We start from the raw sequence: 21116 nt of genomic DNA on the forward strand, positions 1-21116 counted from the left end.
TCATATGGGTTGCAAGGAAATTTAAAGCAACGCTTTGTGAATTAGGATTTGTCTAGCTTGATATTTAATTCTTTTAGATGTTTATCTGAAATTTCACATGGAGCATCCATCATAAGATCTTGACCTTGTTGGTTTAACGGAAATGGAATTACTTCCCTGATATTTTCAGTGTCAGCAAGCAGCATTATCATTCTATCAATTCCTGGAGCAGCTCCACCATGTGGAGGAGCCCCATATTTAAATGCATTAAGCATTGCTCCAAACTCCTTTTCAACATCTTCTTTTGCATACCCAGCAATTTCAAATGCTTTATACATAACATCAAGTCTATGGTTACGAATAGCTCCACTTGTAAGCTCAATTCCATTACATACTAAATCATACTGATAAGCTTTTATTTCTGATGGATCTAACGACAATGCATCCATTTCACCTTGTGGCATTGAAAATGGGTTGTGTGAAAATTCCCATTTTCCATCATTCTTTTCGTACATTGGATAATCTGTAATCCAACAGAATTTATATGTTTGTTTTTCTATTAAATCCATTTCTATCGCTACTTGTTGTAGGATTGGATTCATATACATTTTTAGATTTTCCTCAGTATCAGCAACCAAAAATGCACCATCAGCTTTTTCACGAATAGCATTACATACTTCTTCAGAAAGTAGTTTTGCAAGTGGTCCACGTTTTTCTGGTTCAAACAAGATATACCCTAATCCAACCGCTCCATTATCTTGAGCCAATTTTTGCATTTTATCAAAGAATTTTCTTGTTTGTTTACTCAACCCTTTAATTGGTAAGGCGAGAATTTTACCTTTATTATCTTTATTGTTTATGACAGATTCGAAAATCTTTGGACAATCCTGTAAGAATAAATGAGTAAGATCATGATAATGTGTATTGATCCTTAAATCAGGCTTGTCTGTCCCATACTTTAGTATTGATTCTTTATATGGAATTCTTATAAATGGTGTGTTTGAAATCTTCATCTCAGGTCTGAACTTTGTAAATACCTTATGCATTAAATCTTCTAATATTTCAAATATCTCTTCTTGAGTAGAAAATGCCATTTCCATATCTAGTTGGTAAAAAGCTCCTGGTGCTCTATCTGCTCTAGTATCTTCATCTCGAAAACATGGCGCGATTTGGTAATACTTATTTACTCCAGAAACCATTAAAAGCTGTTTGAACTGTTGTGGAGCTTGAGGTAATGCATAAAATTTCCCTGGATTTAATCTACTTGGTACAACATAATCTCTTGCGCCTTCAGGAGAACTAGAGGTTAAAATTGGAGTTTGAACTTCCATAAATCCTTTATCTTCCATGATTCCTCTGATCATTTTTATCACTTCAAATCTTAATTTTAATCTAGATTGCATTTCATCTCTGCGTAAGTCTAAGAAACGATACTTTAATCTTAATTCTTCCCCTAAATCATTTTGATGCATCACAAAAGGAAGAATTTCAGCTTTTGATAATATTTTAAGTTTGCTAATCTCAATCTCAATTTTTCCTGATGCTAGTTCTTCGTTGATTGATCCTGTGGGTCTAGCGATTACATTCCCTTCAATAGAAACAACGCTTTCTAGTGATAGGTTATCAATTCCTTCGAAGTTTTTATTATCTATATTAATAGTGCACTGCACTACCCCTGTATGGTCCTTTAAATCTATGAAAATAATATTTCCATGATCTCTTTTTTTTCTAATCCAACCGGCTAATTTAACTTTAGAATTAATATATGTATCATTTAATTCGATACAATAATTGCTTCTATATTGATTTTTTGACATACTGAAAAAATAAGGCTATTTTATGAAAAACTCAACAACTATTTTTGTGGCTGGCGGAACAGCCGGTCATGTATTTGCTGCAAATGGTATGGCACACTACGTTTCTTCAAAGAAAATAATATTTACCGATAAGCGTGGAGAGAAATATATAGACAAAACATTATTTGATGAAATATATATACTTCCAATCAAAAATAATATAGTTTTGAATTTCTATAGTTTTATCAAAAGCTTTATTATGAGTTGGAAGATAATAAAACAAAATAAAAACAGTGTTATTATTGGGTTTGGAGCTTATGTTTCTATTCCAACATGTATTATGGGGTGGATGCTTAGTTGCCCACTATATCTATATCAAGCTGATCAGATTATTGGTAAAGCTAATAAAATTTTATCTTATTTTGCAAAAAGAATATTTGTTGCGTCGTATAATATTCAGCATAAAAAAGCAGAATGTATTGGGCTGATACCTAGATCAGATATAATTTCATACCCTATAAATCTGCAAAATGAATTGCGCATTTTGATTTTAGGAGGTAGTTTGTCTAGTGCATTTTTAAAGTTAACAATACCTTCAGCACTGTATAATTTACCTAAAGAGATATTACAAAAAATTCGTATACATCAGCAAGCTGGTGAAGATAAAAGTTATTTTACTAAAGCATATAGTGATATTTCATTAAAAGAAGTTATATTAGATGAATTTATCGATACAACCAAGGCATTGCCGTGGAGTAATTTTGTGATTGCTAGAGCAGGAATGGGTACTATTAGTGACTTAACTGCTTCTATGAGACCTGCACTGTTAGTTCCATGGAGTAATGCAAAAGACAATCATCAAACTTATAATGCACAATGGTGGGCTAAAAGTGGCGGAGGATGGTGGGTTCCTGAACATGAGTTTAATGCAAATTATCTGAAAAAATTTATTATTAACTTGGTGAATGAAATTTCTGCATCTAGTGAATCGTCTTCTGATTTATCTAATAAATCATATGATTCTTTAGGTAAAGAAAACAAGAAAACAGAATTAGAAGAGAAATCTGAAATGTTAGGAAAATGGATGCCAATTTATGGAGGGTTGCTTGCAGTTAAGACAATTCAACGTGACTTGAATATTAAGCTGATTTAAGAGGGCTAAGTTAGTCTGCAGGAAACAAATAATTGGTATTGATATTTTAGAATACACTTCTATTACATAAATTTGATGTGCATAAATATAATAAATAAATTATTGCATCAATTTGATAAAATGGCAGTATAATTACATGATGATAAAAAAGTTGATTTCGGCGCTATTGATTATATTAATGAGCAGTTTGACTGCTGGCATAAATGATATAGATTCATTAATAAAACTAAGAAAAGCAGATATATATTTAAATTTATTTGTATTAAAAGATCCAATAGATAGAAAATATGATAGATATGAGAGAATAGATCATGAATATCAAAAACATCAAGATAAATTGATTAATTTATGGGCAAAAAAAATGGTTGAATCATTTGATGCAGATGAATTAAAAGGGAAAGATGTAAAGATTAATATTTTTTTCATATCTAATAAAAATAAACCTCAATCTCATATTAATGCGAGAAAATTGTCTTTGGTTTTCGATTATACCGATGATATTGAATTATATAAGGATATAAATGTTGTGGATTTAGATCACTATAAAAATGGATTATTATATGGCAAAGATTATCAGAGTGGCAGAATTGCAATGATAGTGAGGATGATTGTTGCTAAAGAATTATTTAGGTTAGGTAAGTGTAATACATCTATATTGATCAATGAAAATATACTTCCACAAAATCTAAGTAGCATTTTAAATGATCGTACAGAAGAAATAATTAGTAAGCATGGATTTTATGGAAGTATTTGTCACTCAGGGAAAGAGCAAATATTTGGAGATTTAATGGTTTTCTCAGATCATAATGTTTTAGAGAAGATGGCAAATCCAATGAATCTATATGGTGCGCATGATAATTTGCTTTATGTGATGTATTTGAACCTTTTGTACAAATTTTTTGCAAAAGAATATATAACTACAGTGAATGATAACTTAGAGTATAAAATATTAAACTATCCTTTTGAAAATATGCATAATTATAATAATAACGCTTTTATTGATAATATTTATTTTGAGCAGTATAGAATCTGTACTGATGAAAATGATGAGTATCAAAATAGTGATCAAGTGCGAAATGAATTATGTGATTTAAGTGATGTTTTAGAGAGAATAAATAATATAAAATTTCTTATATATGCTAATCACTTTGATATTTCTACCATACAAGAAGGTGATTTTGAGCAATATATATATAATTCGCCATTTGTATATTTTCCTACGTCATATAAGCAATCATATGTTCTTGATCAATTTCTTGTGACTCGCAAAGAATATGAGGAGCGTAAAAGGTTATTAATAGAATTAAGAGAGGAAATCACATTTCTATTTATGAGCTATAATTTTGGGAAAGAAAGCAGTCAAATTATCAGTAATAATGAAAGTGATATAGATCAAATGACAAATGAAAATAGGAATTCAACTAAAGTTGAAAATAGTATAGATCAAGTTGAAGATTATAGAGATGTTTATGATTATATGGTTGATAAATCTGAGGAATTTTCTAAAAATTTCTTACTTAAAAGCGGGAAATCAAATATATTAGATGCTTTAAGGGTTCACTTTAATTGCTAATTAATCTTAGAAGTTTGTTTGGATTTTCCACCCTACTTTAAAGTATATTGTAATTATTTAGGTTTAAAACACCTTAGAGGGTTTGATTAATTTAGTATATGATCTAGCATGATTTTTTTTAAATAAATATAGAAGTTAATTGATTTTTTATGTGTAAAAGATTAGAATGATTTTGTAGCCCTCTTGGTGGAATGGTAGACACAGCAGACTTAAAATCTGCAGACTTCGGTCGTGCTGGTTCAAGTCCGGCAGAGGGTATAAAAATTGCGCCCGTAGCTCAATTGGACAGAGCGTCAGACTACGGATTTGAAGGTTGGGAGTTCGACTCTTCTCGGGCGTGTCTCAATTTGTTTTTGTGATTCGTAGGTGTTATTTTAAATTTCTAAACAAATTATCATTTCGATAAGTATATATATAGAAGAATTATTAAATATTAGCAATTGTAATGGGTGATTATACCATATTTTAATATTACTTGTTTTGATTTAATGTTTGGGTTATTTGAATATTGATTTATTATTAATTGCTTATTAGTTGATTATTTATACTTAATGGTAAGATCATATTGTTAGTGTGATAATAGAAAATAAGATTTATTAACAAATAGTATGGCAGAACAAAATAGAGATAGCATGTTTCTAGGTGAATATTTGATTGCTATAGTTTATATTTGTATTGTTTTGAGATGTAAAACTTATTTAGGATGAGTTAACTCCCGGAGAAAGTGGGATTTGAACCCACGGTATAAGTAAAATTATACAACGGTTTTCGAGACCGCCCCATTAAGCCACTCTGGCATTTCTCCTAGTCCTAATTTTAATGTATTTATCTTAATAAGTCCAAATACAATACATCTAATTAAATATTGCAATATATTGAGAAAAACACTACAATTGATGTGGGTCGTTAGCTCAGCGGTAGAGCATCTCGTTTACACCGAGGAGGTCGACAGTTCGATCCTGTCACGACCCACCATTTCAATTATTATATATTATGTTTTTGTGCTTTTTTTAGTGTTTCTATATGATGTATTAAAGTCTATTATTTCATTATTTACCCTTATAAAACAATTTGTTAAAGCTTGATAATTTTTATAAGTAAAATATATTTTATAAAGTGAAAATTGAGGTAAGAAGCTAAAAAATGTACGTGAAAAATAATTTAAGCTAAAAGTTGGAAATAATGATTTTATTATAAAAGTTATGATAAAACAAAAATATAAAAAATCAAGAACTGATAAAATATAAATAATAATTATATAAACAAATTTATTACCCTTGATTCAAAAATAATTTTAATAAGCAAAAAATCCAAAAGAAATTTCATGATAATTCATGATAATAAATTAATAGCGAAGGAGGGACTCGAACCCCCGGCACGCGGATTATGATTCCGCTGCTCTAACCAGCTGAGCTACTCCGCCATTACAAATATTGTGCACTTTTTCTTGATTTATAGCAAGTAAAGTTTATGAGCTTTGAAAGGTAGCATTCATGTAAAAGTCTTGAAATTTAGTAGGATGTAATCATCAATGATATTTTATAATAATAAATTTAATATCATCACTTCTAACTATTATTATTTTTATTTACTATACGATTTAATACTAAATTATTTGGTATCACTATATCATTATTTCTTTTCTGATCCACTAAGTGTAAATTTTAGGATTATTTCATTAGAGATTGAAGTATTTAATTTATATGGATTTGAATTATACATTAATGAGAATTGTTTTAATGCTACATTAGCGAATTATTTATTTAGGATGAGTTAACTCCCGGAGAAAGTGGGATTTGAACCCACGGTATAAGTAAAACTTATACAACGGTTTTCGAGATCGCCCCATTAAGCCACTCTGGCATTTCTCCTTGTCCTAATTTTAATATAAATTGTTTAGTAATTGAGTAAACTAATTATGATTGATAACTTACTTAAGTAAATTAATTGCATATTCTAGTTGTGGGTCATAATTTTCTTCATATTCTTTAGGTGATATGCTTATTTCAATATCAGGATCAACCCCAATATTCTCCATTCCATCACCATCGTTCATCAATGTATCAAATTCTGGTTGACTGGTTAATCCACCATCGATTAGGTAATATCTTGGCATTATTCCTACTACCCCACCCCATGTTCTTTTTCCAATTACAGGCCCAAGTTTTAATTCTTTGAACATTCGAGTAAAAATATCTCCGTCAGATCCAGTGTATTCATTGCATAATAATACCATTTTCCCACTAGGTGATTCGCTAGGATATGGTTCTTTTGTTCCATGTCTTGGGACTGAATACGCTAATCTTTTTCTTTGTAAACGATCTAATATTAATGAAGAAAGGAATCCCCCACTATTGTATCGAGCATCTACTATTAAGCTTTTCTTTCTATGTTCAAAGATGTACCTTCTATAAAATTCTGCGAATCCACTTTCTACCATGTTTGGAATATGTACATACCCTATGCTATCAGATTGTTTGTGTATGGTTGAAACATTTTTTTCTATCCATTTTTGGTATGCGATTGCGCTCCAAGATGATAGAGGTTTGATGTAGATCTCTTCGTTATTATTTATTGTTAATGTGTTATTCCCTTTAATTAAATAAATGTTTAAATTTTCTTTATCAGACATATCATGTCCATTTACATGCGTGATCACATCACCTTCACGTGCATTAAGGTGCAATGGTGATTTGTAATTTTTACCTGAATATATTTCATTTATTTTGAATCCATGTGAAACTTTTTCAACATTTACACCTAAATATCCTTGGGTCTTATGCTCTACTTCATATACATCTCCTGGCTCAAGCACATATGCATGAGAGGTTTTTAGCTCTCCTATTAAATCTTCAAGTATTTTATTAAGCTCATTTCTTGATTTAATTTTTGGTATCAAAGTTTGATATTTAGATTTGATAGAATCCCAATCAATATTATTGATATTTGAGTTCCAGAAATGCTCTTTTGTTAACCACCATACTTCATTCAAGATCTGGCTCCATTCTTCAGTAGGATTAACTTCAACTTCAATATCATCTATTGAAATCCAGCCACCTTTTTTATATGAAGTATCACTATCATCAAATTTAGAGCCAGATAATCCTACTCGTAATTTTTCATCATTTGCAATTAATATCCACTTTTTATTATATGATAATGTATAGCTTACAACATCTGAAGCAATATTATCTAATTTTGGATTCTGGAAATTAAAAACCTCTAATTTTTTATCTGATGAAAGTAATAGTTTGTCCTCTATAGCAATTAATTTATGGTATTTTCCTGCAGTGATTTTTGATCCAAATAATCTTGATTCAATATCCTCTAAATCAATTTGTGTGATTTCATCTTCATTCTCATTTTTTGAATCAATAGAATCAGAATCTTTATTGTTTTCTGTATTTTTATCTTTCTTACTATTTGCATTTTTATGATCATTATTTTTCTTGTCATCATTTGATTCTTCATCATCGTCATCATCACTAACCCAATCAATAAATGGATTCTCTAAATCTTTTTGTAGCGCAATAGCATAAGGTTTTGCTCCATGTTTAAAGTATAAATTAAACGATAATGGATCAAACTCAGTTTTCAAATCTCTAAATGATAAGAAGTATATGTACTCTCCTTTAGGATCAAAGCTTGGGGATGTATCTTTAAATTCAGATGGAGTAAGTTGGGTTTTCTCATCTTTTTCAATGTTATATATAAATAATGCAGATATTTCATCAGAGATATTTCTACTATATACTATCCATTTTCCATCTGGTGACCAGTCAAATCCTCTGAACCTGTTTCCATCTTCTAATATTTTTTTAGATGATTGATTGTTTAGGTCAATTATCCACATTTCATTTCGATTATTAATAGCTGCAATTACATTTTCCTTAGAAATTATACATTTTTGGATTCTACCAATGCCTTTTGCCGTAAATTCAATTGCCCCCTGAATTTTGTTTTTTCCTGCATTATTATATGGGTGTTTATCAGTGCTTTTATTATGTAAATTGTCTGCTTTATTATTATCCTTTTCTTGAATTTGTAAATTCTTTGACTGATGTAATTTGATTGTTGAATTATCTTCATTATCTTGAATTGTGATCAATTCATTATTTTTATTCCATAAAGATATTCTGCATCTTACATTACTATTTCGTATTTTATATCCTTTGTTCCATAGGGATTTAGAATATATTTTACCTCTAATCGCACATGTAATTTCAGATCCATTATTATTCACATCAAAGCTTGTAATATAGTCATAGTTATTTTCAGAATAGAATTTATCTTGCTCGAAACTGTAACTTGCTCCTTCAATATTTAACTTTTCACTTTCTTTAGTTTGAGAGTTAAAAGAATATATATCCCCACCTTTACTATATAAAATATTACTTTCATTATATTTTGAAATATCTTTTACATAAAAATCATTATGACTTGTTTCCTGAGTCCATGTTTTTTCTTCCATATTATACTGGTAGATATTTCCAATTCCGTTATGATCACTTAGGAAATATAATTTATCTTGTACCCATATTGGATCTAGAGCATTGCTATTTTCAAAAGGCAATTTAATAAAATTGCTATCTGTTTTTTGATTGGTATTATGGTTTTCAGCAGAATCATTATTTGTATCTTGTGAAATATTATTAATGTTTAAAGTGTTTTGTGAGGAATAATTATTCCCAATCCATAAATCACCGACAGTTCCACCTTTATACTCACGCCAATTATGATATCCATATCCGAACCTTTGAATTACAGGGATGTTTTTGCTGTTCCATGTAATTGAATTTGCATATCCACAAGGAATTCTTTCTTTTTCTCCACTATTAATATTTAGTTTAAAAATGTTGCATTCTTTTCTAAATGCTTGCTCGTAACTAGTAGCATATACAACAGTCTTATTATCAAACCACCCTATAACATATGTAGAACTTCCATAAAATGTTTTTCTAATTGGCTTGTGTGAATTGACATCTATTATATAAACATCAGCCTTACTATCTTCTGATCCTGTAAAAGCTAAATATTGTCCATTTGGTGATAATGCTAAATCTCGTGCAGGGTTTTTTAGCAATGCCCACCTATTTAAACCATTACTTTCAGACCATGACCATAATGTTTCATGAGAAACCATATAAATTTTATCTTTATGACCTACTGGATATCTATAATATTGACTTAATGACATATGTAAATTGTCGCAAAAATACACATATAATCATAGAGTTTTAGTCATGAAATTTTGATAAATTTTATAATATTAGTATTAATTTATATACTGATTTAATTTTATGCAGACAATGTGAATAATTCATAATCTTTAGTAGAGTTGATTAAGTTATTATCAGGAGTATCTATAATGTATGCCCTAAGCATGATTACAGTTTCTTCATAAATTTCTTCATTGTTTGTTTGCCCTAATATAGGTGCTTTTCTTACTCCTGGGATTCCCTTTTTCTTTCTATCGCTTGATTTCTTAATTAACCCTCCAATAATTACTAAATCACCATCATCAACTCTTATAGTACTGTCCATTTCTTGAGTTGAAATTATAGGGACTTCAGAAGTAATGTTTTTGTTTTTAGACATTAATGTTACAGCTGGATCTTGTAAAGTTTTTGCAACATCTGAAATGGTTGGATGGATAGATAGAGTGATTGTTCTATTTCTAAAATCTATAGATGGTTGTACAGATAATATAGTACCAACTGGAACAGTGTTTATTTCACTACTAAATGTGCTAGTTGTTTGTTGTACACCATTTGTATCTAATCCATATTTATGAGATAAGTATGATTGTTTTAAATTGAAGTATATTTTATTTTGTGCAACCTTGAATACAGCATACTGATTATTTAATACTGTTGTGGTTGGGTTTGATACGGTCGATACTTCACCAAAATTTTCTAACAAATTAATTAACTCTTCTTTGTTTCCATTTTCCGAAATCAGTACTTTGAATGCGTTAGAATCAGGTTTTTCAGAGCTAAGTGCAATATCAGCTTTGTTTTTGAGGCTTTTGTATATGTTTAGTGAGTTCCAATTTATTCCTGTCTTTAATTCATGATTTAAAGCTACTGAAAGTACTTTTGCTTCTATTAAAACTTGGCTTGCAGCTCTTTTATGCATATGAATTAAAAATTCATGAACTTTTCTATGCTGTAATTGTGTGCCTCGTACAATTAAAATTCCTGCTTGTTTGTTGATTGTATATTTAGGCTTATCATGATTTGTTGATTTTTTATTGGATTCAGCTTTATTATAATTATGATTATAACTACTATTATAGCTATCACTATCATTACTTCTCAAAGCGCCATTAGAATTATTGTTAGAATTGCTAGATTCATTAGGTTGAGTATTATCATTAAGTTTTATGACTCTTAACTTTTTCTTCTTTGCTCCACTAAGTATAAAGTTTAGATTTGTCTCTATCTCTTTCCATAAATCACTAGTATGAGTACTGTTTAAATTAGTTGAAGATCCTATATTAAGCCCTCCCTTTGCTCCAGAATTAATATTTGTTGATGTTGTAGCATTTCGTACATTGGACAAAAATGTTATTTCATGGAAATGTTCGTATTTGTCATTATGCATAATATTAATTTCGTAACCTTGAATCTGAATACGTAGGTCAGATAATTCACATATTTTCTTTATTGCCTCTAATACAGTAATGTTTTTACATGTGAAAAAAATATTTCTATCCTCTAACTCATGTTCAAAATTTACTACTAATTGATTTTGCATAGATAATTTCTTAATAAGATCAATTGCAGAATGGTTAGGGATGGACATATCGATTTTGTTTTTCCATCCAGATGGTACTTCAATCACTTTTTTTACTTTCTTTCTCACTATTGGTTTGCCTTTGCTTATTTCTTTATTAAAATGCTTTGGTCTCTCCAATTGTTTAGTACATCCAAATAGTAAAAGTGAAATTAACGCATATTTCATTATTTAAACGATACTAGTAATTTGCATGCTAATCAATGGAATAATTTAGATAACGAGTTAAGAAAGGTAATGATAAATTTATGCTCATATTAAATCAATGGTAAAATTGTATTGTTTTATATTAATTAATGATTAAACTATGATGTTCTATTTTTCTCTAAAGACAATAATACCTTTTTGTAGATTATCTGAATTTACATTAAGGCGTACTTTGTCCCCTATTGTGATACGAATCTTATTATTTTTGATTCTTCCCGAAAGTGAGGCAGCAATTCTTGTATTTTCTTTTACTTTTGTTTTTGTTTTTACTTCTTCTTGCAATAAAACTATTATTCTACCAGCACATATAGATTCTACTATTCCATAAAATTGAATTGAAGTAGAACTCATTTAACTAATCTTTCATTCATAGGAATACAATTATATGTTTTATATTGTGAAAAGTCCATAATACAGTGTATTAACATGTTATTTTGATGTGTTTTAATATGTATGATATTATGTGGTCATGTACAACAAAATATTTCTATTTCTTATGATGTCTATGTATGTAGATGCTAATAATAAAACAGTTGAGAAAAATAATGATGCAATCAAGAGTGCAGTTATAAAACAGTCTAATATATCAGATCATATTGTACGTTTAATTGTGCAATCGAACTATTATCCAAATGATTATAATGTTGCAAAAAATGATGAGACAAATAGAAAAGCATTGAAAAATATGGTAGAAAATCACCATTTCACAGGTATTATATTTGATAATTATATTATTACAGATTTGAACTCTATCCAATCTAAGCAAAATATTTATATGATGCGTAACGGAAAAAGAATACTTTTAGAAAAAGTTGGATATGATGAAAACACTTCTGTAGCTGTTTTCAAAATAAATGCAAAAATTAATATCAAATATAATAAATTTGCTTCTCCTAAATTAGGCGATAATATTAAAATTATGGGATCTAATAGTGTTTTTGGAGCTATGGTATCTCAATCCATATCAAATACAGCCTTCCTAATAGATAGAAAGTTACCTCAGCATATATATGGAGGTGCTGTTGTTAATAATAAAAATGAATTGTTAGGAATGATTATATCTAATAAAGAAGAATATCAGCAAAAAGCTATAGCAATTAATGCATTAAAAAACATCATTTCCCAAATTATAAAATATGGCAGGGTAATTAAGGCGTTTCATGGAATGCAAATTGAGAATGGTATTATTATTTCTGTAGAAAAAAACAGCCCTGCACAAGCAGCTGGCTTAACAGAAGGTTTTATAATCAAAAAGGTAAATGATAAATTGGTATCAAAAAATGCAGATCTGGATAAATATAAGCCTGGAGAAATATTGAAAATTAATTTCGAATTTACAGATCATAATGGTATAAAGCATGCACCTGAAACTAGATTAGTATTATCTGAAAATGTTAGTTTAAGCGAACCTATAACAAATTATCATATTAAGCTTGATGCTTATGTCTTTATGAATGGAAATAATAGTGCATACTTACAAGGTATTGAGAATACGCCACAAGAATTACAAGAATATGCAATGAAATCTGTGCAGAAATTACCAAGAATGTTTAATAAATACAAAACTGAAGCAGAAATGCTGTCTGGTATTTTAGTTTTAGATACAGAAAATAATAGTGTATTGAAATATGGAGATATTATTAAGCTAATTAATCATGAACCTGCAACAATGTTACGGTTACATTCTAATTATACATCTCTTAGAACTAAGCAAAGAAATACATTAACATTATCTGTTATTAGGAATGGTAAATTAATTCAAATTCCAATTAAATAGATAGTAAAAAGCAAATTAAGTAGAGAGTGAAAAATAGTAAAATTAGCAAAAATTTTAGATAAAATAGAAAATATAAAGTAAGTATGAAAAAATCTGATTAATATATCTTGTTATTTACTCAATTTTCTTGATTTCAATGTTATTATGGTTACTATATTTTATATTATTAATTATGGTTGATTTGACTTAACAAATTATTTTCGATAATTGTATATAAATTTCTACTGGAATATTATTAGGTCTTACGCTCATATCTAGGCCATTATTTTGAATAATTTCTTCTGCTTTAGGAAAACCTTTTAAGTTATTACGAATCGTTTTGCGTGGATTTGAGAATGCAGCTTTTAATATTATATCCAATTTTTCTAAATCAATATTTTCTGTATCCACTTTGCCTAAATCAATTTTTTCATTATTTTTATCCTTATTACTCTGATCTATATGCTCATTATTGGCGTGTATATTGCCTTTATTCTTTTTTGTAATATATATAACTTCTGAATATACTTTTGGAGGTGGAGAGAAACAGCCAGGAGGAACTGTTAGGATCTTCTTTGTATTAGCAACGCTTTGTATAAAAACAGATATTCGGCCATATGATCTGTCATTACACTTTGCGCATATTTTATCTGCCACTTCTTTTTGTATGAGGAAAATACCATGCTCGAATTTATTTATAAAGTTTATAAATTTAATTATAATTGGTGCTGATATATTATATGGGAGATTCCCTACTAAAATATAATTTGGCAACTCATCAAAATTAGTGTTTAGTATGTCTTTATTAAATATTGTAAAATCTTGATTAGAAAATAAGGAATTTAGATGTACGATAAACCTTTTATCTTTTTCAATTGCAAGTAATTTCTTACAACCATATTCGAATAAGTACTTTGTCAATTGCCCTGTACCAGGGCCTATTTCTATAATTGATTCACTCAATTGATTCGCGAAAGATGCAATGTACGATAACTTGTTAGTATCTATAAGATAGTGTTGTCCAAGATTTTTCTTAGGTGCTATAACATTAGCATTGCTTTGATTATTGCGTTTCAAATAATGATCTTTTTTATAGCTGTCATTACGGCTATTCATATTACCCTTCAATCGATATGCATGGTTTATATAACCTAATTTGATCTTGCATGAATTGTTTTTTATATTCTTCTTTGATTAAATTTAAATATTGGTCGCTATCTATGATAATGCTGTCCACTATATAGAAAAATGTGTACTCTCCATTTTCAAATATAATATCACTGAAATTGCCTTTAATAGTACTTTGAATAGCATATGAGGATTTTGTGTTTAATTGGAAATTCATAATAGGCATTTTGAACTCTGTGAAATTATCAGATGCAGTGGCAATTATTTTGTATTCATCCTTATTAACTAAATCTAACTGGTTCCTTATTTTTTCTGCTTTTGATTTTTGTTTGTTTGATATTTTCCAAACTATAAAGCTTCTAATAAAGTTTTGTTTGATTTTTTGTAACAGCTCTTTGCTTGCATAAGAATCAGAATATTTAGCACTGTTCTTGATTTGATATGATAGTGTTAAATAAGTAGCTAGATCATTTGCTTCTTGCGTATCTTTATTTGGCAAACTAGATAAAATATGCGCAAATAGCTTTGTATTTATAGGAATTTTCTTGTTTTTAAAGACAAATTTTAAAGTTTCTAAATCTATAATATATTCTTTGGCATCATTGAATTTGATTTGGTATATAGCTTGCAATTCTTTAGAGTTAAGAAATAATGCAGTTTTTTGCAATTGTTGTTTTGAGACACACCTATTTCCTATTTTCATAGAATTAATATGCAAAAATGACAATGTAATCAGAAAGTACTTAATCATTATGTTATTATGATATTTATTTTATATTTTGCCAACTGAATTGTTTGTATATTAGCTGTTTTTTCATATTAGCGTTAATTTATAGATACTTTATATTATGCGAATATATTAGTATGAGCCTATAGATTCTCATTTTATATGTTAGCTTATAGACATTTTATAAATTGTAAACTATGATCTGTATAATCAATTTTAGGAGAAGCCTTCGTTATGAATATCTCATCAGAAGATAAATCTATTAAATCTAATAATAAAGATTCTATTAAGTATAGTGACAAAGATACTAAGAATAAGCCTATGATAAAGAACAAAGTTGAAAACAAATCACCAGTGGTAAAAAGTAAAGCTGAAAATAATCTAATGATAAATTTGTGTGAATTAAGAGGCAAGAAAAATACAGAGTTAGTTAAGATTGCAACATCACTTGATTTGAATTTAGATGATATTAAGAATAAAGATCTATTATTAGAAATTATTAGAGAATATTCTAATCGTGGATATGATATTAAAGCAGAAGGAACCTTAGAAGTTATTAATGAAGGATACGGTTTTGTAAGATTTGCAGCCGAAGATTATACAATTTCAGATGATGATGTGCATGTACATCAGCAGTTTATAGGAAAATTGAATTTAAAGCCTGGAGATGTAGTAGAAATTTTACTTAAAATTCCAGAAAACAATAAAAATTATTCTGTTAAAAAAGTCATTTCTATTAATAGTAAACCAGCTAAAAGAATACTTGGAAGAACATCATTTGATTCTTTGACAGCATTATATCCAGACAGAAAAATGAAGTTAGAAATTAATAGAGAAAATCTAAGCTTAAGAACTTTAGATTGTATTGCTCCTATAGGATTTGGTCAAAGAGCTTTGATTGTTGCTCCACCTAGAACTGGTAAAACTAGTTTGCTGCAAAATATTGCTAATGCGATTCATCATAACTATAAAGATTCTGTAGAATTGATGGTTTTATTAGTTGGAGAAAGACCTGAAGAAGTTACAGATATGAAAAGGTCTGTGCACGGTGAAGTGATTAGTTCAACATTTGATGAGCCTGCTTCTCGTCATGTGAAAGTTGCAGATATTGTAATAGAAAAAGCAAAACGTATGGTTGAAGATGGCAAAGACGTTGTGATTTTAATGGATTCCATTACTCGTTTAGCAAGGGCTTATAATAGTGTGATTCCATCATCTGGTAAAGTTTTAACTGGTGGTGTTGATGCTCATGCGCTGCAATATCCTAAGAAATTCTTTGGATCAGCTAGAAATGTAGAAGAAGGCGGTTCACTTACAATTATCGCAACTGCTTTGGTTGATACTGGATCACGAATGGACGAAGTGATTTTTGAAGAATTCAAAGGTACTGGTAATGCTGATATAATTCTTGATAGAAGATCAGCTGATAAAAGGATTTTCCCTGCATTAGATATTATTAAATCTGGTACAAGAAAAGAAGAGTTACTTAGAGATGCAGATGAGTTATCAAAAATTTGGCTTATTCGCAGAATAATATCTGATATGAATACAGTTGAAGCTTTAGAATTCCTATTAGATAAACTGCATAGTACAAAAGATAATGAGCATTTTTTTAGAATAATGAATAGTTAAGTAGATTTTTAAATAGGTTGTATAGACCATATAGGCCAAACAAACCATTTAAAGAGCGCAAGAAAAGTTAGGAAGGTAATGTATTAAGAAATATTGTATATATACCGATGAGGTAGGCTACGGTGCTTGGGCTGGACCTGTAGTGGTTTGTAGTGTTCTATCTCAAGAAGTAGCAAATGCACAAATTAAAGATTCTATAAGAGATTCTAAGTCTCTAACTAAAAATGCAAGGTATAAACTATTACATGTGATTAAACAAAAACATATGTTTGCGATTGCATGGTTACATGCTGTTGATATAGATAAATTTGGATTACGTGTAGCTACTGATAAGGCCATAGTGCAATCTTGGAGCATATTGTTAAGTAGGTATAAGTTAAATGTACAAACAAATCTTTTTGGTGAAAGATTATTAGATATTGTTATAGATGGTAAATATATTCCTAAAACAGAGCATAATGTAAAAAGTATCATTAATGGAGATAAAAATAACTTGATGATATCATATGCATCAATTATTGCTAAAGAAACTAGAGATGCATATATGTGTGAATTACATAAAATATATAAAGAATATTCATGGAATTCTAATGTTGGATATGGCACAATCAAACATCGAGATGCAATTGCAGCATATGGAGTCACTAAACATCATAGAAAAAGCTATAAACCATTACAAAAATATATTTAATGCATTATGTATACAGTAATCATTTTATATGTTGTTCATTATTCTTTGTGTATTGAGGAAATATAAATATAGAAATATTAAGTATATATTGAGTGTTGTATGTGCATAATACATAATGAAAAAAATAATATGCATGTTTGTATCACTTTTTGCTTTTAGCTCTATAGATGCAAAATTAAATCATGGAGAAAAGGCTCATTTAGTTAATATTCAAAATAAAATCAATAATAAACATAAAAAACTGAGAAAATTAGTTGTGCACAAAAATGAATTAGAAAATAATATGAGAGGAATTTCAGATCTGTTGGAATTAACAAAGATAAAACAACAAATCATTGTATTAAAGCAAGAGATTGATGTTTTAGAAAACAAACAAACTACAATAATAGACCATTCTTACAATCGTGATTATAATAGAAAAAGAAGATTTAGATTTTTACAAAAAAAATCACATATTTTGCCAAGTTTAACAAGCTTAGATTGAGCAGAATTTGGGATACTCATTTTTATATATTTAGTATATACACAATCCAAAATTATATTATATTTACTATTTAAAATCAATTTCTATAAAATTGATGAAATTTCATATATTCTTAGTATATGTTATTTTATTTATTAATAATTGCAGCGTCGTTGAATGCTAAAGATTCAAATTACACTTCAGATGAGTATGATTATGAATATAGAGGTAAGGCACCTTTTAACTTTACAGGAAGTATGGAAATCTTATCTAATCATGTTTATGATAAGCAAGAAAAAGAATCATGGGTTCTTAATAATAATGAATTCAAAGTTACTGATTCTGATGTAAAAGTAAAAAACTTAACTCCATTCAATAATGCAAAGCTTGCAAGTGCGAAATTAGGTATTACTTTACAACAAGTAAGAGGTACAGCAAAAACTGGTGTTCAATTTGCGATTAAAGCGAATCCAGGTAATTTTGAAGTTGATCAAGCTAGTATTTATTTGAAAAATTACTTTAAACCAATGAAATTAAAGCTATCATTTAGAGCTGGATATTCTTATGGAGCTGATAAAAAACTAGAAACTTTGAGTTATGGAATCGTACGTAGAACATCAAGTATGTACAGTATGGCAGATCAGTTGTTCATACCTGGAGTTATGACAAGTGCTAGAATTGATACAAATAGTGGAAAAGCTATAAAAGGAATGTTTAAAGCAAAAAGAATCATCAATAAAAATTCAAACATTATTTTTGGTGTGAGCTATACCCCTACTGTTCCGAATAAAGGATCACAATCTATCCAAGAAGTTTCAGATGTATTTACAGAAATGAAAAATCACCTTGGCTTTGGATTGAAATTTAATAATAAAGTTGGGAATTTGCAAAGCTGCACTTCTATGACTTTTGCACATTCAAAGCGTAATGAATCTAAGCAAGTTAAGTTTAATAATGTACAAGGTTTATCAATTGGTAATAATATGATGTATAAAAACTTTGGATTTGGTTTGAATTACGGAATTGTATTAAATAGAAATATTAAATCATATGATGTTGATTTTGCAAATACTATAAAAGATGCGCAATTTAATAGAGATACAAATGCTGCAAATGGTGGGTATGTTGTATCCCCTACTGTGTCTTTTACAGTTCCTTCCGGTCCATTGAAAAATGTAGAGCTATACGCATCATATATGCATGGAAATAGAAAAACTGAATGGACACAAGATTCTAAAGTGATTCATGCAAAATCAGATATTTTTACAGCTGGATTTGCAGTTCCTGTGAGAAATTTTGTTATTGGAACTAAAGCAGAGTTTGTGAAATTCAATAATAAAGCATTTGCAAATGAAGAATTGATGAAAAGGTTATTAAAGCTTAATATAAAGGATATAAAGGGTCTAAAGAATATAAAAGGTGTTAAGTTTAATTCATTAAAAGATTCAAATAAGTGGAAAGCAGTATTATCTGTATTCTTGAAAGTGAAAGTATTTCATGATTTCCAAAATGATACTTTCAAAAACTAAATAGTTTTAAATAATAGCATTTCAAATAGAATCTCTAAATCTTCTTTATCTTTTAAATATTAAGTAGTACTAATTTCTAAATAATCATACCTATATAGTAAAATTGAAATTTTGAATTAGGTTGAGGTTTGTGGTATATAAATAAATATGTTCACATGTATTAATTAAGAATATTTACTAAGTCATAATATAACTTACATACAGATCCAGCACCAATAAATAGTACTGCATCACTTTTTTGTGCACTTTGTATGAATTGCTGAATATCTTGTATTGATTTTACTTTTATACAAGATGTATTGTATGTGGAAATCTGAAAGTTTTGGTGCAGTTTAATGTTTTGCTCAGCAGATTGGTGTCGTTTGATAGATTGATAGAAATTTTCAAATAAATCACTATCTTCATATTCGTTGACATTATGCACAGGTAGCAAAGCGACATGTTTCATTGTACTGATATGTTTTACAAAATTATCAAAGTCCTTTTTTAACCTACTATATTTATGTATTTCGATTATACAATATATATTGTTATACTTCTGGTTTGATAATGTTTGAAGTAAAAGTTTGAGAGAATGAGGATGGTGTGCATAGTCTAAGATAAAATCTATATCGTTATGTTTGTGTGTTTCAATTCGTTTTTTCATCCCTTTAAAAGTTGATAAGCTTGTTCGTAAAGTTTCTTCAGAGATATTATACTGAATAATTACAGCTATAGCTGCTAATGCATTTTCTATATTATATATTCCAGGTATGTTTAAAAAAACATCCTTCATATTAATTAATCCTTTTACATCAAATAGCATGCCATTTTTATGGAATTTAATGTTTTCTGCATATATATCTGAACCATGTAAATTCGAACCTATAGTATGGTGCTGAGCATTTATAGGGTTGCTAGTATCATTTTGAATAGAATATGTTATCGCATTTGGAATATTAAGAGCATTTTTCACATTTATATGGCATATGCATTTTTCACATTGATCAGCAAAATTCTGAAATGAGCATAATAAATTACTACGATCTTTATAGTAATCCATGTGATCTTCATCAATATTTGTAATGATATTAGTTTTGCCTGTCAATTTTTGCATAGAACCATCTGATTCATCTGATTCAATTACACATATATTTTGTGGTTTATGATTTGCTTTGTTATTATATTCAGAATCTCCGTTCTGTTTAGAAATATGCTGAAAATCTTTGTTATGCATAGAGATATCATGAGCATTATATTGTGCAGAAGATTTGAGGTTTTGTATTTGATCTCCCAACATAAATGATGGATTTAAATTTGCATTATATAGAATCCATGTAGTTAATCCTGAAGTTGTAGTTTTCCCATGAGATCCAGATATGCAAATTGATTCTTTAGACAATAAATACTTTGCAAATGATGCTCTATGGAAAATTGGAATGTTATTCTGAATTGCCCATAAACATTGTGGGTGATTTGGTTTGATGACGGATGACACAATTATACAATCAGTATCAATTGGCATTTGATCTGATTTGAGCATCCATGATTTATGTTGATAATCATCAGTCCCTGTGATTTGATAATTTTTAGTATCAAGCCAGGTTTTAAGTGACTGCATCCCAAGTCCTGCAACACCTATCATATGTGCTTTTTTGATATCATTGCTAGGTAATCCATCTGTTTTCCATAGATTCTTCATATT

14 protein-coding genes and 6 tRNA genes are annotated in these 21116 nt (G+C 28.8%); 10 read left to right on the top strand and 10 right to left on the bottom strand.

Annotated features, from left to right (window positions below):
• Positions 1 to 41: 41 nt before the first annotated feature.
• Complete coding sequence (aspS, locus tag FZC34_RS01005) at positions 42 to 1796, bottom strand: aspartate--tRNA ligase (RefSeq protein ID WP_148971608.1); 1755 nt, start codon at positions 1794 to 1796, stop codon at positions 42 to 44.
• Positions 1797 to 1818: 22 nt separating this feature from the next.
• On the opposite strand from aspS, the gene FZC34_RS01010 reads away from it, so the two are divergent.
• From FZC34_RS01010 to FZC34_RS01025, 4 genes are all read left to right on the top strand, one after another.
• Positions 1819 to 2928 carry a UDP-N-acetylglucosamine--N-acetylmuramyl-(pentapeptide) pyrophosphoryl-undecaprenol N-acetylglucosamine transferase gene (locus tag FZC34_RS01010; protein WP_148971609.1) on the top strand — a complete coding sequence of 370 codons (1110 nt, stop codon included), beginning with the start codon at positions 1819 to 1821 and terminating at the stop codon, positions 2926 to 2928.
• A gap of 139 nt (positions 2929 to 3067) precedes the next feature.
• Positions 3068 to 4501: a hypothetical protein gene (locus FZC34_RS01015; RefSeq protein ID WP_148971610.1), complete on the top strand. Its 1434-nt coding sequence runs from the start codon at positions 3068 to 3070 to the stop codon at positions 4499 to 4501.
• Positions 4502 to 4678: 177 nt separating this feature from the next.
• A tRNA-Leu gene (locus tag FZC34_RS01020) sits at positions 4679 to 4759 on the top strand.
• An 8-nt stretch (positions 4760 to 4767) separates the two neighbouring features.
• A tRNA-Arg gene (locus FZC34_RS01025) sits at positions 4768 to 4841 on the top strand.
• 376 nt (positions 4842 to 5217) lie between these two features.
• Here FZC34_RS01025 and FZC34_RS01030 read toward each other — a convergent pair.
• A tRNA-Ser gene (locus FZC34_RS01030) sits at positions 5218 to 5306 on the bottom strand.
• Between the two features lie 95 nt (positions 5307 to 5401).
• Here FZC34_RS01030 and FZC34_RS01035 point away from each other — a divergent pair.
• Positions 5402 to 5476: transfer RNA gene (locus FZC34_RS01035), tRNA-Val, on the top strand.
• Between the two features lie 374 nt (positions 5477 to 5850).
• Here the strand turns inward: FZC34_RS01035 and FZC34_RS01040 are convergent.
• The 5 genes from FZC34_RS01040 to FZC34_RS01060 all read right to left on the bottom strand — a co-directional run bounded on the left by FZC34_RS01040 (position 5851) and on the right by FZC34_RS01060 (position 11857).
• Positions 5851 to 5924: transfer RNA gene (locus FZC34_RS01040), tRNA-Met, on the bottom strand.
• Positions 5925 to 6282: 358 nt separating this feature from the next.
• Positions 6283 to 6372 (bottom strand) — tRNA-Ser (locus FZC34_RS01045).
• 59 nt (positions 6373 to 6431) lie between these two features.
• On the bottom strand, positions 6432 to 9698 hold the full coding sequence (locus tag FZC34_RS01050) for a S41 family peptidase (RefSeq protein ID WP_148971611.1): 3267 nt from the start codon (positions 9696 to 9698) through the stop codon (positions 6432 to 6434).
• A gap of 101 nt (positions 9699 to 9799) precedes the next feature.
• Entirely contained in the window at positions 9800 to 11467 is a 1668-nt protein-coding gene (locus FZC34_RS01055) for a type II secretion system protein GspD (RefSeq protein ID WP_148971612.1), read from the bottom strand.
• Between the two features lie 147 nt (positions 11468 to 11614).
• Positions 11615 to 11857, bottom strand: coding sequence for a S1 domain-containing protein (locus FZC34_RS01060; RefSeq protein ID WP_148971613.1), 243 nt, complete (start codon positions 11855 to 11857; stop codon positions 11615 to 11617).
• Positions 11858 to 11975: 118 nt separating this feature from the next.
• On the opposite strand from FZC34_RS01060, the gene FZC34_RS01065 reads away from it, so the two are divergent.
• On the top strand, positions 11976 to 13283 hold the full coding sequence (locus FZC34_RS01065; protein WP_148971614.1) for a S1C family serine protease: 1308 nt from the start codon (positions 11976 to 11978) through the stop codon (positions 13281 to 13283).
• A 186-nt stretch (positions 13284 to 13469) separates the two neighbouring features.
• Here the strand turns inward: FZC34_RS01065 and rsmA are convergent, their stop codons facing one another.
• Complete coding sequence (gene rsmA, locus FZC34_RS01070) at positions 13470 to 14378, bottom strand: 16S rRNA (adenine(1518)-N(6)/adenine(1519)-N(6))-dimethyltransferase RsmA (protein WP_148971615.1); 909 nt, start codon at positions 14376 to 14378, stop codon at positions 13470 to 13472.
• A 1-nt stretch (position 14379) separates the two neighbouring features.
• Positions 14380 to 15141 (bottom strand): hypothetical protein, encoded by a 762-nt coding sequence (locus FZC34_RS01075; RefSeq protein ID WP_148971616.1) that lies wholly within the window; start codon positions 15139 to 15141, stop codon positions 14380 to 14382.
• Between the two features lie 360 nt (positions 15142 to 15501).
• Between FZC34_RS01075 and rho the strand changes: the two genes are divergently transcribed.
• The 4 genes from rho to FZC34_RS01095 all read left to right on the top strand — a co-directional run bounded on the left by rho (position 15502) and on the right by FZC34_RS01095 (position 19432).
• Positions 15502 to 16749, top strand: a complete 1248-nt coding sequence (gene rho / locus FZC34_RS01080) for a transcription termination factor Rho (protein ID WP_187440073.1) — start codon at positions 15502 to 15504, stop codon at positions 16747 to 16749.
• Positions 16750 to 16846: 97 nt separating this feature from the next.
• Positions 16847 to 17440, top strand: coding sequence for a ribonuclease HII (locus FZC34_RS01085; RefSeq protein ID WP_281284194.1), 594 nt, complete (start codon positions 16847 to 16849; stop codon positions 17438 to 17440).
• A 115-nt stretch (positions 17441 to 17555) separates the two neighbouring features.
• Positions 17556 to 17924 (top strand): hypothetical protein, encoded by a 369-nt coding sequence (locus FZC34_RS01090; RefSeq protein WP_148971618.1) that lies wholly within the window; start codon positions 17556 to 17558, stop codon positions 17922 to 17924.
• Between the two features lie 119 nt (positions 17925 to 18043).
• Complete coding sequence (locus FZC34_RS01095; protein WP_148971619.1) at positions 18044 to 19432, top strand: hypothetical protein; 1389 nt, start codon at positions 18044 to 18046, stop codon at positions 19430 to 19432.
• 160 nt (positions 19433 to 19592) lie between these two features.
• Here FZC34_RS01095 and FZC34_RS01100 read toward each other — a convergent pair whose 3' ends face one another.
• Positions 19593 to 21113, bottom strand: coding sequence for a Mur ligase family protein (locus tag FZC34_RS01100; protein WP_148971620.1), 1521 nt, complete (start codon positions 21111 to 21113; stop codon positions 19593 to 19595).
• Positions 21114 to 21116 lie beyond the last annotated feature (3 nt).

The sequence above is a fragment of the Candidatus Cytomitobacter primus genome (assembly GCF_008189405.1).
GTDB classification, from domain to species: Bacteria; Pseudomonadota; Alphaproteobacteria; order CAJXXZ01; family 1604HC; genus Cytomitobacter; species Cytomitobacter primus.